Origin of the sequence: Mesorhizobium silamurunense, assembly GCF_014843905.1 — a bacterium.
Lineage (GTDB): Bacteria > Pseudomonadota > Alphaproteobacteria > Rhizobiales > Rhizobiaceae > Mesorhizobium > Mesorhizobium silamurunense.
This window is the reverse complement of record NZ_LPVS01000102.1, coordinates 28833-45509: the sequence shown is the minus strand read 5'-3', so window position 1 is coordinate 45509 and position 16677 is coordinate 28833. Positions and strand designations below refer to the sequence as shown.

At 64.4% G+C, this 16677-nt stretch carries 13 protein-coding genes and 1 pseudogene; 5 read left to right on the top strand and 9 right to left on the bottom strand.

Translation table 11 applies throughout. From position 1 onward, the window contains the following. Positions 1 to 74 precede the first annotated feature (74 nt). From AU465_RS30170 to AU465_RS30155, 4 genes are all read right to left on the bottom strand, one after another. The gene (locus AU465_RS30170; RefSeq protein WP_192256186.1) at positions 75 to 1601 is read right to left on the bottom strand and encodes an ABC-F family ATP-binding cassette domain-containing protein; all 1527 of its coding nucleotides are present in this window, start codon (positions 1599 to 1601) and stop codon (positions 75 to 77) included. A 339-nt stretch (positions 1602 to 1940) separates the two neighbouring features. After that, positions 1941 to 2219, bottom strand: coding sequence for a hypothetical protein (locus AU465_RS30165; RefSeq protein ID WP_192256184.1), 279 nt, complete (start codon positions 2217 to 2219; stop codon positions 1941 to 1943). A gap of 99 nt (positions 2220 to 2318) precedes the next feature. Beyond that, positions 2319 to 5582: an excinuclease ABC subunit UvrB gene (uvrB, locus tag AU465_RS30160; RefSeq protein ID WP_246506555.1), complete on the bottom strand. Its 3264-nt coding sequence runs from the start codon at positions 5580 to 5582 to the stop codon at positions 2319 to 2321. 115 nt (positions 5583 to 5697) lie between these two features. Continuing rightward, on the bottom strand, positions 5698 to 6954 hold the full coding sequence (locus AU465_RS30155; RefSeq protein ID WP_192256293.1) for a hypothetical protein: 1257 nt from the start codon (positions 6952 to 6954) through the stop codon (positions 5698 to 5700). Between the two features lie 165 nt (positions 6955 to 7119). Between AU465_RS30155 and AU465_RS30150 the strand changes: the two genes are divergently transcribed. Beyond that, positions 7120 to 8163, top strand: a complete 1044-nt coding sequence (locus tag AU465_RS30150; RefSeq protein WP_192256182.1) for a CapA family protein — start codon at positions 7120 to 7122, stop codon at positions 8161 to 8163. A gap of 82 nt (positions 8164 to 8245) precedes the next feature. Then, complete coding sequence (locus tag AU465_RS30145; protein ID WP_192256180.1) at positions 8246 to 9217, top strand: DUF3137 domain-containing protein; 972 nt, start codon at positions 8246 to 8248, stop codon at positions 9215 to 9217. Between the two features lie 107 nt (positions 9218 to 9324). Here the strand turns inward: AU465_RS30145 and AU465_RS30140 are convergent. Together AU465_RS30140 and AU465_RS30135 are read right to left on the bottom strand one after the other, a co-directional pair. Next, a pseudogene (locus AU465_RS30140) lies at positions 9325 to 9561 on the bottom strand (DUF2314 domain-containing protein); the annotation flags it as partial. Between the two features lie 33 nt (positions 9562 to 9594). Beyond that, complete coding sequence (locus AU465_RS30135; protein WP_192256178.1) at positions 9595 to 10116, bottom strand: hypothetical protein; 522 nt, start codon at positions 10114 to 10116, stop codon at positions 9595 to 9597. An 849-nt stretch (positions 10117 to 10965) separates the two neighbouring features. On the opposite strand from AU465_RS30135, the gene AU465_RS30130 reads away from it, so the two are divergent. After that, positions 10966 to 11904, top strand: a complete 939-nt coding sequence (locus tag AU465_RS30130; protein ID WP_192256176.1) for a diacylglycerol/lipid kinase family protein — start codon at positions 10966 to 10968, stop codon at positions 11902 to 11904. A 71-nt stretch (positions 11905 to 11975) separates the two neighbouring features. Here the strand turns inward: AU465_RS30130 and AU465_RS30125 are convergent, their stop codons facing one another. The 3 genes from AU465_RS30125 to AU465_RS30115 are packed head-to-tail and all read right to left on the bottom strand — an operon-like array spanning position 11976 to position 15720. Continuing rightward, entirely contained in the window at positions 11976 to 12899 is a 924-nt protein-coding gene (locus tag AU465_RS30125) for an NAD(P)-dependent oxidoreductase (protein WP_192256174.1), read from the bottom strand. Continuing rightward, the gene (locus AU465_RS30120; RefSeq protein WP_192256172.1) at positions 12896 to 14107 is read right to left on the bottom strand and encodes a mandelate racemase/muconate lactonizing enzyme family protein; all 1212 of its coding nucleotides are present in this window, start codon (positions 14105 to 14107) and stop codon (positions 12896 to 12898) included. Before AU465_RS30120 ends, AU465_RS30125 begins: the two co-directional genes overlap by 4 nt. Beyond that, a complete protein-coding gene (locus AU465_RS30115) occupies positions 14104 to 15720 on the bottom strand; it encodes a GMC family oxidoreductase (RefSeq protein WP_192256170.1) in 1617 nt (538 codons plus the stop codon). Before AU465_RS30115 ends, AU465_RS30120 begins: the two co-directional genes overlap by 4 nt. A gap of 192 nt (positions 15721 to 15912) precedes the next feature. Here AU465_RS30115 and AU465_RS30110 point away from each other — a divergent pair, with 192 nt between their 5' ends. Together AU465_RS30110 and AU465_RS30105 are read left to right on the top strand one after the other, a co-directional pair. Continuing rightward, the gene (locus AU465_RS30110; protein WP_192256292.1) at positions 15913 to 16308 is read left to right on the top strand and encodes an acyl-CoA thioesterase; all 396 of its coding nucleotides are present in this window, start codon (positions 15913 to 15915) and stop codon (positions 16306 to 16308) included. A gap of 116 nt (positions 16309 to 16424) precedes the next feature. Next, the gene (locus AU465_RS30105; protein WP_192256298.1) at positions 16425 to 16628 is read left to right on the top strand and encodes a hypothetical protein; all 204 of its coding nucleotides are present in this window, start codon (positions 16425 to 16427) and stop codon (positions 16626 to 16628) included. Positions 16629 to 16677: the final 49 nt, after the last annotated feature.

Sequence of the window (16677 nt, the reverse complement as noted above, 5' to 3'; positions counted from 1 at the left end):
CGGCGATCCGACAGATCGCGTGAATTTTTTGCGCCCGAAAGCCGGCTTGCAGAAGGCCGGGCTTTGCGGTGGTCTCAGCGCTCCGTTTCGGCGGCCGCGCGGAAGAACTCCTCCGGACCGTCGACTTCGATCAGCCGCCGCTTCTCGATCAGCCAGAAGCGATTGCCGACCGCGCGAATGAAGGAGCGGTCGTGCGAGGCGAGCAGGCAACTCGCCTGATGTTTCAACAGTTCCTCCTCCAGCGCTTCCTGGCCGTCGATGTCGAGGTGGTTGGTCGGCTCGTCGAGGAGATAGAAGTTGGGGTTGATCAGCCGCAGCACCAGCATCATCAGCCTCGACCGCTGCCCGCCCGACAATGCGCCGATCTTTTTCTCCTGCATCTCGATAGCGACGCCGGCGCCGGCGAGAAGCGAGCGCGCCCGCTGCTCGCCGGCCTCGAAGCGGCGCGAGACCATCGCCAGCGGCGTGTCGTCGCCGCCGATGCCCGACAGCGCCTGGTCGCTGTAGCCAAGCACGGTCGACGGCGTCACCTTGATGTTCTCCACCGACCCTGGCTCGGCGATGGCGCTGCGGATCATCGCAATGAAGCGCGACTTGCCGACGCCGTTGCGGCCGAGCAGCACGATGCGGTCGTCCTGGCAGATGTGGCGCTTGCCGGTCCTGAACAGCAGCGTACCGTCGGGCGTCTCCACGGCCGGGTCCTCCAGCGTGATCAGCACCTTGGCGTGCGTGCCGCGGTTGGCCAGCCTGATCGCGCCGGCCGAACGCTCGCGATGCGCCGCTACCGCCGCATCCTGCAGTTTCTCCGCCCGCTCCTTGAGCTGCTTGGTCTTCACCGTCAAAAGGTCGCTGCCGGAATTGATGCCGATGTTGTTGAGCTTGGCGGCCTGCTTGCGCAATTGCTGGGCGACCTTCATGTCGCGTTCGAACTTGCGCGCCGTCGAGGCGTCGAGCTCGTCGAGAGCCTCTCTCGCCCGTGAATAGGGCAGGGCAAACACCGGGGATTCTTCCGGGCGCAGGAACAGCGTGCGGTTGGTGACGGCGTCGAGGAAGGCGCGGTCGTGGCTGGCAATGATGACCGGCACCTCGCGCGGCAGCGCGTTGAGCCAGGTTTCCAACTGGCTGATCTTGGCAAGGTCGAGGTGGTTGGTCGGTTCGTCGAGCAAAAGCACGTCCGGGTCGGTGACCCAGACGCGGGCGATCAGCGCCTGCCGCTGCCAACCGCCGCTCAAGGCGCGCATCGGCCGGCCGCGCATTTCTTCCGGCACGTCGAGGGAATCCAGCACGACGTCGACGCGCCAAAGCTCGCTGTCGCGCTGCTCGACCGGCAAGGCATCGGCAACGATCTGGTGGAAGCTGCGGTCGAGCAACGCCTCGGGAACGGACTGCTCGACATGGCCGACACGCAGGCCGCGCGACCTGGTGATGTCGCCGGTGGTTGGTTCGAGTTCACCCGTCAGGCATTTGAGAAGCGTGGATTTGCCACGGCCATTGGCCGCGACAAGACCCAGCCGATCGCCAGCGCCGATGGTGAGGTCGAGGTTGGAGAAGAGCGGCGCACTCATGGTGACGCCGAGGGATTTCAGGCTGATCAGGGCCATTTGGATTTCTCTGGTCTTGGCCGACTCTTTGTGGAGCATGATCTCGAAAACCGGTTCCCACTTTCGGGATCATGCTCTAGCGGCTCGATGCACTCTGACGGTGCGCGTGCCGGCTTCATGCTCGGAATAGCGCACCACGAAGGGCAGACCAAAAAATCGAAACGGGAAAACCCGGACCGTCCGGTCAGCCCTGCAAGCAAGCTCGCAGGGCGGAAATCGGGCCACGCTGACGATGGTGACGATAGAACGTGAACACGTGAGCCCTCCTTTCAAGACGTTCGAGTGCGCGGACTGGCTACACCGGGGACGGGCAGATGGCAAGGGTCGGCGGGCGACAGGTCAGACAGACCTCAAATGGCCACCGCTCACCCCGTACTCCTCGTTCAAGTCCAGCAAGAAATGCCCGAAGACCGAGCTTTTGGCGAGATCGACGACGATGACCAGAAGGGTGTTAAAGCGGCCGGTACCAATCAGAACCTGATCGAAGCGGTTTAGGGCGTCCCGGTAGACGTAGTGAACGTCGTTTAAATAGGGCAGGCCAATCTCATCCAAGTTCAGCGCATCGACATATGGCCATATGTCCACAGCGGCCTCCGCCGTGGCGGTGACGTCCGTCATGGGCTCTGCAAAGCAAGCTTTGAACTCGTCTTCCTGGAGTCTTCGAGTAGCGACCATCGCGCGTTCTAGCCGCCGGTTGAGAATGCTCGCAACAGCGCGCTACTGTCCCGGCCGCCCGGTCTTGCTTGGCCTGCCCTTCTCCCGACGGGCGTCGCCAGGGTCCTCGTAGGAGCCAATGCCGGCGCGCTGACGGACGATTGGTTTGTCGTCGCGATCCTTCGCGCCTGTCCTGTCAGACATCTCCCCAACATGCGGGGAGATCGGCTGTGGCTTTGCCGGCTTCTTTCCTTCCACCGGCTTTTCCGTCCGCCGCACCGTCATCTCGTCGAGCGAGTTCTTCTTGAACAGCGGTTTGGTGGCCTCGCCGGGAATGCCGAAGTCGGAGCCGTGCGCTTCATGCGCCGACTGCTTCTTGAACAGCGAGCGCGACACCGCGCCGGCAGGGGTCGGCATATCGGTGCCAGGTCCCATGTCGTCGATCGACGGCTTCGCGAACAGCGGCTTCTTCGCCGGCACGGCGCCGTCGGCGCCCATTTCGTCGAGATGTGGCTTGCGGAAGAGGTTCGGCCGGGCAGCCTTGGCCGCCTCTTCGGCGGCACGTGCTTCATCGAGCTTGCGGAAACGCTCCTGTTCCTCGGCCGTACGATGTTTGGCCACACCCTTGTTGTGCTTGCCCTTTTCGCGGCCTGAGGCAGGGCTTTGGCTTTCCACCTCGCGCGCAAGCGGGTCGTCGGAGATCGCGAGCTCCATCTCGCGCAGCCGCTTGATCTCGTCGCGGATGCGGGCCGCCTTCTCGAAGTCGAGATTGGCGGCGGCGTCGCGCATCTGCTTGTCCAGCGCCTCGAGATGGGTTTTCAGATTGTTGCCGATCATCGCACCGGCATCGTCGGTGAATTGCGAGATGTCGGCGCGCACGTGGTCCTTCTCGTAGACCGAGTCGAGGATATCGGCGATGCGCGACTTGACCGATTCCGGTGTGATGCCGTTGGCCGCGTTCCACTCCATCTGCTTCTCGCGGCGGCGGTTGGTCTCGGCCATCGCCCGCTCCATCGAGCCGGTGATCTGGTCGGCATAGAGGATAACCTTGCCGTCGACGTTGCGGGCGGCCCGGCCGATGGTCTGGATCAGCGAGGTTTCCGAACGCAGGAACCCTTCCTTGTCGGCGTCGAGGATGGCGACAAAGCCGCATTCGGGAATGTCGAGGCCCTCGCGCAGCAGGTTGATGCCGACCAGCACGTCGAAGGCGCCGAGGCGCAGGTCGCGCAGGATCTCGATGCGCTCCAGCGTGTCGATGTCGGAGTGCATGTAGCGGACGCGGATGCCGTTCTCATGCAGATATTCGGTAAGGTCCTCGGCCATGCGCTTGGTGAGAACCGTTACCAGCGTGCGATAGCCCAGCTTCGTGGTCTCGCGGATCTCGCCGACGACATCGTCGACCTGGCTCTTGGCCGGGCGCACCTCGACCGGCGGGTCGATCAGGCCGGTCGGGCGGATGACCTGCTCGGCGAAGACGCCGCCGGACTGCTCCAGTTCCCAGCCGCCTGGCGTCGCCGAAACGGCGACCGACAGCGGACGCATGGCGTCCCATTCCTCGAAGCGCAGCGGCCGGTTGTCCATGCAGGATGGCAGGCGGAAGCCGTACTCGGCCAGCGTCGCCTTGCGGCGGAAGTCGCCGCGATACATGCCGCCGATCTGCGGCACGGTGACGTGGCTCTCGTCGATGAAAATCAGCGCATTGTCCGGAACATATTCGAACAAGGTCGGCGGCGGCTCGCCCGGCTGGCGGCCAGTGAGATAGCGCGAATAGTTCTCGATGCCGGCGCAGGAGCCGGTCGCCTCCAGCATCTCGAGATCGAAGCGGGTGCGCTGCTCGAGACGCTGCGCTTCCAGAAGACGGCCAGCCTTTTCAAGCTCTTGCAGGCGGTGTTGCAATTCTTCCTTGATCGACTTGATAGCTTGATTCAAGGTCGGCCTCGGCGTCACATAGTGCGAGTTGGCGTAGATCTTGACGCTTTTCAACTCGCCGGTCTTCTGGCCGGTCAGCGGGTCGAACTCGGTGATGGCCTCGATCTCGTCGCCGAACAGCGAGATGCGCCAGGCGCGGTCCTCGAGGTGGGCGGGGAAGATCTCGATCGTGTCGCCGCGCACGCGGAACGAGCCGCGGACAAAGTTGATGTCCTGGCGCTTGTACTGTTGCGCGACGAGGTCCGCGAGCAAGGCGCGCTGGTCGAGCCGGTCGCCAACCTGCATCTGGAAGGTCATCGCCGCATAGGTTTCGACCGAGCCGATACCGTAGATGCAGGAGACTGAGGCGACGATGATGACGTCGTCGCGCTCCAGCAGAGAGCGCGTCGCCGAGTGGCGCATGCGGTCGATCTGCTCGTTGATCGAGGATTCCTTCTCGATATAGGTGTCGGTCCGGGGCACATAGGCCTCGGGCTGGTAGTAGTCGTAGTAGGAGACGAAATACTCGACCGCGTTTTCCGGGAAGAATTTCTTGAACTCGGCGTAGAGCTGCGCGGCCAGCGTCTTGTTGGGCGCCAGGATCAGGGCAGGGCGCTGCGTCTCCTCGATCACCTTGGCCATGGTGAAGGTCTTGCCGGAGCCGGTGACGCCAAGCAGCACCTGGGTTCGGTCGCTCTGGTCGACGCCCTCGACAAGATCCTTGATGGCGGTCGGCTGGTCGCCTGCCGGCTCGAAATCCGACACCATTTTGATAGCGATGCCGCCTTCCGACTTTTCCGGACGGGCCGGACGGTGCGGCGTCCAGAGCTGGCCGTCCTTGTGCAGCGGATTGCCGGATTCGATCAGCGCCGACAGCGCCGCGACCGTGGCGGTGACACCGCTAGAGGAAACCGACTCGGCGTCCTCAAGGCTGATGTCGAGGCCGGCCACCGGGTTGAGGCCGGCGGCCGCGCGCTCCTTTGCCGACGCCGCGCCGCCCATCGAGGTGCCGCGCGCCGTGCGACCGGGCGCGGACGAGCGTTCGGGGATCTTCTTCGGCTTAGCGCCTTCCCTCCCCCTTGAGGGGAGGGTGGCGGCGGAGCCGCCAGGTGGGGTCGGTACGTCCGGACTCGTTTCCTTACGTCTCGCGCTGCCTCCGGCGCCCCCCTCTGTCGCCTTCGGCGACATCTCCCCTTCAGGGGGGGAGATTTGGCGCTTCGCCTCGCGCTCGATCTGCCCGGCCCAATCGGAGATCGAGCCGGTCAGCGGCGCGCCGGAGAACTCGTTCTGCGGCGCTTCGGCAAAGCCACCGGGCTGCAGCGGCTCGGCGGCGTCGAGGAATTCGGTCAGCGGGCTGCGCCGTTTCGGCGCGCCCTCTTGCGCCGGCGAGGGCGTTTTCTTGTCGGTACGTTTGGCCATGGCCCGAATATGGGAGGACTCGGCCGAAATGGAAAGAGCGGAGTGAAATGGCAGGCATGCCCCGCGGACGCTGCTGACAGAAGGCTGTCAGGTGGCATGTCGCGCGCGCTTCACCTCAATTGAACCACAACGCGAAAGTCAAAAATCCGGCGCCGCCGAATTCGCGCTGGATCTGGTCGAAGTCGTCGGTGGCGAGGATTTTTCCGCTTTCGAGATAAGGTGCGATGGCGGGGCCGGTGATCGACAGGACGAGGTCGAAGGGTTTCGGCTCGTCGAAAAAGCGCTTCATGTTGATGCCTTTGCCGGTGATGCGGAAATGCGGCAGCAGCGTGCGGCCTTCCAGCAGGTCCTCGGCCATGGCCAACGCGGCGAGCCAGGCCTGCACCTGGTCCTCGCCTACCTCGAGGCCGGTGAGCGGATTGAGGCCTTTCTGCTGCGGTCCCGGCAGCCATTCGCGGTCGTTGTCTGTTTCGGCGAGGATCGCTTTCCAGTCCTCACGCGACAGCCGGATCATCTCCAGGAGGTGGCGGCGCGCGGCTTGCCGGCGCTCCGGCTCGATCACCGGCCAGTTGACGAGATGCACCAGCGAGATGAAGTCGGCGAAGCGCCATTCCGAGGCGAAAATGCTGCCGCTCATGCCGCCGTCCGGCGGCACCAGCGTGTCCTGCAACGGAAGTTTCGCGCGCGGGAACAGCATATGGAAGGAGCCGTCGAACATGGTCCTGAAATCATGCGCCAGCCAGAAGTCGGCCTGCGCGATCAGGAACTCGGCATAGCCCTGCAGCCAGAAGCCGTCGGCGCGGTCGAAGCGGACGGTAAGCTGCGGCGCGGCATCGCTCGTGTCGGCGCTGCCGCGTGAGAGCGAGGCCATGATCGCGGCGATGCTTTCGTCGGGCGCGATGTTGCCATCCTCGTTGAGATCGATGCCGGCATGAGTGAGGTCGACCACCATGCCGATATCGGCATCGCCCGGCACGGAGCCGAGCGTGGCGGCGGATTTCTCCAGCCGGTCGCGGAAGGCGACCAGGATGGCGCGGAATTGTTCATAGGTAAGCGGCTCGGGGTTGGGATTGTCCGGCACCGGCAGCCGCATCAACGGCAGCATGAAGGATTGCGGGCTCTCGAAACCGTGGCGGTGGAGACCGCCGGCGAGGATTTCCAGGGCGGTGAAGAATTCGCCGGCGCCGGCCGCATAGGCCGATCCCGGATCGCCCGATGCCGCTGCCTCGAGCGCGGATAAGGCGGTGTTCCGCTCCGAAACGGATTTGGCCTCGAACAGGGTTTTTGCAGCTACCGGCATTTCCGCCGCGACTGACGAAATCGGCAGGCAAAGAAACAAGGCGGCAGCAATCAGGCCGGCAATGCGCGTCATAGTCATTCTCCACTCCCAGTGCGGCGACCATACACCTGTTTGGCCGACGACGCCCGCCTGGCGGCAGTGGAGTTGCGGCTGGCGATCAACCGGTCGCCAGCCATGGGACCGGCTTCAACCGGTCCGAGGAACGGTCTACACACAGGGCAAATGATTGGGCATCGCGTGTCGAACTATCCGATTTCCTACAAACTGTCTTGGCTGCCGCGTTTCCTGAAACCGTCGCTTGGCGGCGACAGGGACGGTTTTGCGGCGCCGGCGGCGACGTTGATCAATCCGCCGCCGGAGCAGACGGTGCGGCTTGCCTTCGTCGGCGACATTTCGGCGGTCGCCAATCGCGCGGTTCCCGAATGCGATCCGGCGATTGCGGCTTTGCTCGCCTCCGCCGATCTCGTGGTCGGCAACTGCGAAAGCCCGATCGTCGAGCGACCGAGCGCGGTTGCGGGCACGCGGCTCGGCACGCATCATGCGATGACCGAACGCTTCCTGGCGGACGCGCTGACGGCCGTCGGGATCGCTCGCGACAGGCTGGTGCTGTCGCTCGCCAACAATCATGTGCTCGACCAGGGCGTTGCCGGCTTCGACGAGACGGTCGCGGCGCTGGGGCGGCTCGGCATCCGCACCATCGGCACTGTGAGGGGTGGACCCGTCCAACATCACGCAGCCGGGCCGCTGACGATCGGCTTCGCCGCCTTCACGCTTTGGCGCAATGTCGGTGAAGCCGAATTTCGAGCACGGGTTTCCATGGGAAGCGATCCGGCTGAATGGTTGCGCGGCGCAGGCGTCGATCTCTTGTGCGCCGTGCCGCATTGGGATTGGGAGTTCCGGCACTTTCCGAGACCGGCGACGCGGGCGCTGGCGCGGCGACTGGCAGGCCACGGCGCCCGATTGGTCGCCGGCCATCACGCCCATGTCGTGCAGCCGGTCGAGCGCATCGGCGACACGCTCGTTGCCTACGGTCTTGGCGATTTCCTCGGCACGGCTTTTGCCAGGCAGCCATGGCCCGGTCGGATCGGCTCGATCCTCGTTGTCGACGTCAGCGCCGATGCCGCCACGCGCGGCATGGTTGCCGCCTACCGGCTGCATTTCTTCATGCGCCTCGCCAAAGGCGGCCATGAGCGGCTGGTGCCGGTGGGGGCACTGAGTGGAATGACGGGGCAGCGGGTTGTGGCTCGCCTGGCTGCGATTTTCCCGGGCCAAGAGGACTGACAAATGATCACCCGCGACCGGTGGCGACTTTCTCGCAAAAGCCGCTATCATGGGGGGCATCTAGCGGCGGCCGGGGGTGGCCATGGAAGCAGCGGATTTCATGCCGAGCGAAGCCGATATCGCCGGCATCAGGCACAACATCGAGACCTACGAGGCGAAGCGGGCGTCGGTCCGGAAACAGGTCCGCTGGCGGGTGCCGCTGTTTGTCGGCCTGGTAATCGTCTTTGTCGGGCTCGTCGCCTGGCTGTTCAACAGCGCCGCCGATCCCAACGAACAGTGGTTCTCGACGCCGCATGTCTTCCTCTACTTTGGCGGCCTCATCGTCGCGGTGCTGCTCTATTTTCAGGCGCTGAGGCCGGCAAACCGGCTGCAGCAATCCTTCCGCGACACGCTCCTGCCGATCGTCTTCGGCTTCGTGCGCGACGTGCGCTACCAGCACGGTGCGCGGCCGAATTCCTTCGACAGGATGCCGCGTGAAACCGTCGGCGCTTTCAGCCGGCAGAGTTTCGACGACACGATATCGGGACGCTACGAGGATTTTCCCTTCGAGCTTTATGAGGCGAGGCTGTGGGAAGGCTCCGGTAAGAGCGAGACCACCGCCTTCAAGGGCGTCATCGTCGCGTTCGAAACCATCGAGCCGTTCCCGGGTACACTGGTTGCCGCGCGCAAGGCCGGCAAGGTGGTGCATTTCTTTCGCGGCATGTTCATCAGCAAGATGCAGGAGCTGTCATCCGGTGTCGCCGAACTCGACGCCACCTATGAGTTCCGCACCGACAATGTCGAGGCGGCCCGGCCGCTGGTCACCGGGCGACTGGCGCAGGCGCTGACCTGGCTCGGCGAGACATGGCCCTACGACCAGGCCCGGGTGGCGCTGAGCGGCAGCGACGGTTTTCTCTTGATGCCGCGGTCGAAGAACTTCTTCGAGCTGCCGGATATTTCCGCCCCGATCGACTACAACACGCATGTCGCGCCGATGATCGCCGATCTCGGCGCGATGCTGGCGACGGCGGCACTGGTGCGCAAGATCGGGGCGAAGGACGAAGCGGCCGAATAACGGGCTTAGAGCGGTCCAGCTTTTGCTGATCGCTCTAAGCGTTTGTTTTTACGCCAATTCCGGACGGAAAACCGCTGCGCATTTTTCCTGGAATTGCTCGGGCGTCATCAGTCGAAGCCGTATTGGGTGCGCATGTAATCCGCTTCTTCCTTCGACATTTTCTTGAACGTCACGCAGACGGTGAAGCTGCCGACCTGATGGCCGTTCCTGGTGTATCCCCGGTCCGAAATATCGTCCCTGGTGAATTCGATGTTCTGGCCGAAGACGACGTTGCGGACGAGTTCCGGCTCGTTCGCCAATATGCCGACAAAGCCGGTGGCGGTCCGCTTGAAGGGGATGACCCGGAAATGCTCCGTCTCAACACGCCTTAGACTGGATTACAGGCCGCTCGGCACCAGTCCCGCCAGCCAGTTGGCCGACCGCTTCGCCATGTCCATCGTCGCTGTCGCCGCGCGGCCGAGGTCGGTCTTGACCACGGCATAGCCGGCCTTGGTGCGGTAGAGCACGGCGCTGCCGCCGTCGACCGCTGCCTCGAAGGCGACCGGTCGCGCGGCTTCCGTCTCGCTGGCCGTCACCGTTGCGCCGACCGGGGCGCTTGGGCGATGGCTAAGCTCGGGCGGCAACGGCGCGATGGTTTCGACGACGCGGTTCGGGGGCTTCAGCTCCGGCCCGGATGCTTTCGCGGCGAGCTCCGAGGTCGATGCCGAACCCTTGGTGCGGCAGATGCCGGACACCAGCGGATAGTTGAAATTGCGCTGGTGCAGCATCTGGCTCTTCATCGCCGCTTCGCAGTCGGCGATCGTCGCCCATTTGGCCGGCGTCTCGCCGATATACTCGCAGAGCTTGGCATCACAGTCGCAGCCGACGATGGTCATGGCGACAAGGGCGGTCTTGATCACGGTCCTGTCCCTTCGAATTCGTTCCCAGCACGATCAATCGCCGGGGAACAAGGCGGGATTTGGCCGCGATTGTGAATTGTGCATGTCAGCGTGTTGCTGAAGGTTGCTTGGCTTGCGACTGTGGCGGGAAAGCATCAGCAGCGTGCGCAGGGCGGCGAAAAAGCCGACGAAGCGGTGGCCCAAAAGGACAGTCGGCGCCGGGATTTCTCCCAGCGCCTCCCTGTCAGATCAGGAACCGGTTACGGCAGCAACTTCCGTAAAGTCGTCGCGCCAGGCCAGCCTTGATTTTGACGGTCCTGCCAGTCGCCACCCGAAGGTAACGCCCGTTCCAGACCACGCCGCTCTCCACCCTTGCGGGCTTCGCCCAGCGTGCCATCGAAGGTTTTCACCGGCCTTCATGGCAGCATCGGTCCGCCGTCGGCGTTCGCACGCTTTCCGCGGCCCCGCCGACATCCGTCCCTCCAACAGGCGAACCTGCTCTCGTTCCGGGCCGTACGGGCCTCAGGAAATCCGCCTTTGCGCTTTTGCCTTTCGGCTAGGGCGTTCGGTAGCCGCCTGAGATGGGTTCAACGTACGCCGGATAAGGGGTTTGCGGAATAGACCCGGACCTGTGGATAGCGGGATTATCGGGGACCGATGCGACAAGGCTCGGAATTTGCCGGCCCAAACCCCTTAGACAGCCTGCGCCGTATTTCTGAGGCCTTTTGGACGATGAGCCTTGCCCCGCCACTCGGCCCGCGTTTCAATGCCGGCAAAGGACTGCGGGCGGCTGCTCGGTTCTTTGTCAGATCTATGTCGCTGTCCAAAACCGCCGCCCAGGTTGGGCGGCATGCCTCGGGGGAGGTCGGATTGAAGGTCGGGGTGGTTCTCAATCCGATTGCGGGAGGCGGCAAGCTCAAGCGTCATTGGCCCGAGGTCGCCGCAGCGCTCAAGAAGCATTTCGGCGATTTCGATCTGCGCGAGACGCAAACCAGCGGCGATGCCGAGCGGCTGGCGATCGACCTCGCCGCCGATGGCTGCGACCTGGTGATTGCCGCCGGCGGCGACGGCACGGCCAGTGAAGTGGCGGATGGGCTGCTGCAGGCAAAGCACGAGACCGGCCGGGCGAGCGAACTCGGGCTTCTGCCTTGCGGCACCGGTATCGACTTCGCGCGAGGGTTGGGCCTGCCGGACGGAATCGAGGAAGCGCTGGCGCGCATCGCCGGCGGCAGCGCGCGCAAGGTCGATGCCGGACGCATCTGCTACATCGATGACCACGGCGCGCTGGCCAGCCGTCACTTCATCAACATCGCCAGCCTCGGCCTCTCCGGCGCCACGGATCGCGCGGTCAATGCGGACAAGCGCAAGGGCAAGGTCTCGGTCAAGGCGCTGTTCTTCTGGCGCACGGTGCTCGAATTCATCCGCTACCGCTTCCAGGACGTCAGGATCACCATCGACGACGGCGAACCGGTCGAGGCGCGCATGGCGCTGGTGGCGGTGGCCAACGGAAAATTCTTCGGCGGCGGCATGATGATCGCGCCGGACGCTGAATTGGACGACGGCCAGTTCGACATCGTCATCCTGCGAGCCGCCAACAAGCTCGGGCTGATCCGGGATATCCGGCTGCTCTATGGCGGGCTTCACCGCAACCACCCGGCGATCACCATCCTGCGCGGCCGCAAGGTGCTGGTCGAGCCGCTGGGCGATGGCGAGAAGAACGGGGCGCTGGTCGACATAGACGGCGAGTCGCCGGGCCGGATCCCTGCGACTTTCGAAATCCTGCCGGGGGCGCTGACGCTGAGATGTTGAATCAACGGATTCAACATCTGATTCCGCAGGCGGAGCTAACCATCTGAAACAGATGGCTAAAGTTTTTGCCCCTACGCCTTCAGCCTGGCCGGGAAGCCCTGGGCGCGAAGCTCGGTTCCGACAGCATCCTCAAGCAACTTGACGATCTGCGTCGACCAGGCGTCGCCGCCATAGGCGCGTTTGCCCTCTTCGAAGATGGCGTTGACGCGGGCGGCGAGATCGAGCGGCACGCCGAAGTCCCTGCCCATGGCAAGCGCGAAGCCGAGGTCCTTCAGCGCCAGATCCATGGTGAAGCCGATGTCGTAGGAGCCGTTGAGGACAAGCTGGCTTTCGGTCTCGTGCACGAAGCTGTTGCCGGAGGAGGCGACGATCGCGTGATAGGCCTGGGCAAGGTCGAGCCCGCCCTGCTTGGCCAGCATCAGCGCCTCGCCGGCGGCGACGAGATGGATGAATGCCAGCATATTGGTGATGACCTTGATCACCGCCGCCGAGCCGACCGCACCCATCAGGAACGACCTCGCGCACATCGCTTCGATCGCCGGCCGGTGCCGTTCGTAGAGCGCCGCGTCGCCGCCGACGAGTGCCGTAATCTTTCCCGCCGCCGCCAGATGCACGCCGCCGGTGACCGGGCATTCCAGCGTCTCGATGCCCCTTGCTGAAGCGATTGCGGCGAGTCGCAGGATCTCGTCGCGGCCATTGGTCGACATCTCGACCCAGGCGCCGCCGGCGGGGAGGCCTTCAAGCAATCCGTCGGGACCGGCGAGCACCGTTTCGCTCACCTTCGGCGAGGGGAGGCAGGTGATGGCATTGCCGGTTCGCGCGGCCGCCTCCGCAGGACTTGTTGCCGCCGTTGCGCCGAGCGCCACAAGCCGCTCGATCGCCGCGGGGTCGCGATCGAAGACGGTGACGGCAAAACCGTTGCGCAGCACGCTGGCGGCAAGGTTGCCGCCGAGATGGCCAAGGCCGATGAAGGCGTAAGCGAGGCGCGCGGTCACGGCATCAGCGGCGTCTGCATCATCTGCAGATGCAGGTCCTTGCCGCTATAGGGGTGGGCGTCGCAGACCTCCTCATTGAGCTCGACCCCCATGCCAGGCTCCTTCGACGGGATGACGTTGCCATCCTGCCATTCGATCTTCTTCTTCAGCAGCGTGGCGTGAAAACCATCCCACTGCTTCAGCGATTCCAGAATGAGGAAGTTGGGCAGCGTCACCGCTAGCTGGATGTTGGCGGCGCCGACGATCGGCCCGCAATAGCAGTGGGGCGCGACCTGGATGTGGTAGGCCTCGGCCATGGCGGCGATCTTCTTGGTCTCCAGGATGCCGCCGGAGCGGCCGAGGTCCGGCTGCAGGATGGTGGCGGCGCGGTTCTCGATGACGCGGGCGAATTCGAATTTCGTGGTCAGCCGCTCCCCGGTGGCGATCGGGATGGAGGTCGCGCGGGCGACTTGCGCCATCACCTCGGGCATGTCGGGCGGCACCGGTTCCTCGAACCACAGCGGATCATAGGGCTCGATGGCACGTGCCATGCGCAGCGCGCCGGAGGCGGTGAACTGGCCATGCGTGCCGAACAGGATGTCCGCCCTGTTACCGACAGCCTCGCGGATCGCCTTGATCATGCGCGCCGAAAGGTCGATGTCGATGAGGCGCGGCTGGTGGCCGTCAAAGGCGGTGTAGGGGCCGGCAGGGTCGAGCTTCACGGCATTGAAACCCTGCTCGACATATTCCAGCGCGCAGGCCGCGGCCATGTCGGGATCGTTGTAGACGTTCTTGCCGCGCGCATCTTCCGAATGGACGCTGCCGGTGTGCGGATAGAGGTAGGTGTAGGAGCGCAGCGTCTCGTGCACCTGGCCGCCGAGCAACTTGTAGACAGGCTTGTCCGCCTCCTTGCCGATGATGTCCCAGCAAGCCATTTCGAGCGCCGAGAAGCAGCCCATGCCGGAAACGTCGGGACGCTGGGTGAAGCCGGAGGAATAGACGCGGCGGAAGAGGTTTTCGACATCGTGCGGATCGCGGCCGATCAGGTAACGCTCGGCCATGTCCTCGATCATCCTGGCGGTGATATGCGCCGAGAAGGTGGCGTTGTAGGCCTCGCCGTAGCCCACCACGCCGCCGTCGGTGGTGAGCTTGACGAAAATGAAATACTTGCCGCCGATGCCGGGCGGCGGGTTGTCGACAACCCAGGTCTTGACGTCGGTGACTTTCATTTCTGATCCTCCAGAACCAGTTCGGCGCCTTTCCATCCGGTGAGGATCGAGGCGGCGTTGGTGTTGCCGGTGATGTTGTCGGGAAAGATCGATGCGTCGATGACGCGCAGACCGCTTAACCCGTGCACCCGAAGCCTTGGATCGACGACGGCGCGCGAGGCGTCCGGACCCATCCGGCAGGTCGAAACCGGGTGATAGACGGTGCCTGAGCGCTTCCTGAAATCCTGAATCAGATCGGCGTCGGAAGTGATCGACGGACCAGGCAAAACCTCTTCCTCGATGATCTCGGCCAAGGCCGGCATCGCGGCGATCTTGCGCACGAACTTCACCGCCGCCAGCATCTCGTCGACATCGGCGTTGGTGGAATAGGCGTTCGCTGTGATCCTCGGATAGTCGCGCGGATTGCTCGAGCGGATCATGATCTCGCCGCGGCTCGACGGTCGGCAGTTGGAAAGGCCGACGGAGAAGCCCGGCCATGGATCAGGCGTCAGGATCGGGCGCTCGCCGCTCTTCGGAATGACGGTCGAGAAGGCCTGGAAATAAAGCTGCATGTTCGGCCGCGCCATCGACGGGTCGGTGCGGAAGAAGCCGCCGGCATTGTTCATCGACAGCGACAGCGGACCCGAGCGCAGCAGGATGTATTGCATGCCGACCAGCAGCTTGCCCCACCAAGGGCGCAGGATCTGGTTGAGTGTCGGCAGCTTGCCCTTGAAAGTGTAGTTGATGCCGACGTGGTCCTGCAGGTTGGCGCCGACATTCTCATTGGCATGGATGACCGGGATGTCGAGACCGGTGAGCAGCGTCGACGGACCGACGCCGGAGAGCTGCAGCAATTGCGGCGAGTTGATCGAGCCGCCGGACAGGATGACCTCGCGGCCGGCGCGTACCGTTTTTGTCTCGCCGTTCTGCTCGTATTCGATGCCGACCGCACGTTTGCCCTCGAACAGGATTTTCGTCGCCAGCGCGTTGGTCTCGACGCGGATGTTGCTGCGCTTCATCGCCGGGCGCAGGAAGGCGCGAGCGGTGGACATGCGGCGGCCGTTCCTGGTGGTGATCTGGTAGACGCCGACGCCTTCCTGGGTGGCGCCGTTGAAGTCCGAATTGAACGGCAGGCCGGCCTGCTCGGCGGCGGCCAGGTAGCGCTTGGTCAGCGGATGCACGGCGTTCGAGCAATCGGTGATGCGCAACGGGCCGCCGACACCGCGCCACTGGTTGGCGCCGGCCTCGTTGTCCTCCAGCGCCTTGAAGGCTGGCAGCAGTGCGTCATAGCTCCAGCCCGGATTGCCGGCGGCGGCCCAGGCGTCGAAGTCCTCGCGCGCGCCCCGGATGAAGACCATGGCGTTGATCGAGCTCGATCCGCCGAGCAGCTTGCCGCGGGGCCAGTGGTCGGCATTGCCGGCAAGACCGGGGTCGGGCTCGGCCTTGTAGTTCCAGTTGACGGCGGGGTCGAAGAAGGTCTTGCCATAGCCGAGCGGCATCTGGACATAGAACCTGCGATCGGTGCCACCGGCTTCCAGCACCAGGACCGAATAGCGGCCCGAGGCCGAAAGCTTTTCCGCAACGACCGAGCCGGCCGAGCCGGAGCCGACGATAATGAAATCATAGGTCTGCATGATGCGCGGGCGGGCTCCGAAATCCGGCGCTTACCCTAGACACTGCCGGCTCACCGCGTCGCCGGGGCTTCCGGCATGGCTTGTGAAAAAAGCGACCGCTTGAGCGGCGCTGCTTTCGCTTTCAGCAAAGCTTGCGACATGGCAGCCGCGTTGGTACGGGTGCAGGCAGAGCAGCTGTTGAAGGACCTCCTCATGGTGCATTACGCGGACGGAAAGCCGCTCGGCGATCTCACGCTGAGGACGCTTGCCATGCCGTCCGACGCCAACGCCGCCGGCGACATCTTCGGCGGCTGGGTGATGGCGCAGATGGACCTTGCCTGCGGCATCCGGGCCGCCGAGCGCGCAAAGGGCCGCGTGGTGACGGCCGCGGTGAAGGAGATGTCCTTCGCCAAGCCGATGAAGATCGGCGACACGCTGTGCATCTACACGCATGTCGAGCGCGTCGGCCGCACCTCGATGACGCTCAAGGTCGAGGCCTGGGCGCAGCGCTACCTCTCCGACCTGATGGAGAAGGTCACCCATGCCGATTTCGTCATGGTGGCGCTCGACGGCGAGGGCAAGCCGAAGCCGGTTCCGGCCGAAAGCTGACGCAAGCCGATTCTCCAATTCCAGGACATTTGTAACAACGCCCGCGCGGGTTATGCACGTCGCGACATCCAGTGGTTGCCTTCACGCTCCACTTTGCGGGCGTTGGAGGAAAGACAATGCGTCAACACATGCTGAACGGCTGGCTTGTGGCAGCCCTCGTCGCTCTGGTCTGCCTGCTCGGCATAACCGCCTATGCCGAGGTCAAAAAAGATATTCCGTGCGTTGCCTGCACATATGGCCAGACGCCCCTCGGCAACCGGGCAGCGGGGCTCGATCTCTGCCCCACCATGTGCTGCAGCAGTACGAGCCGAAGCGCCTGACGGACTACCGGCGGCAGACGATCATCGGCCGAACGGCGGCGCCGCCGCA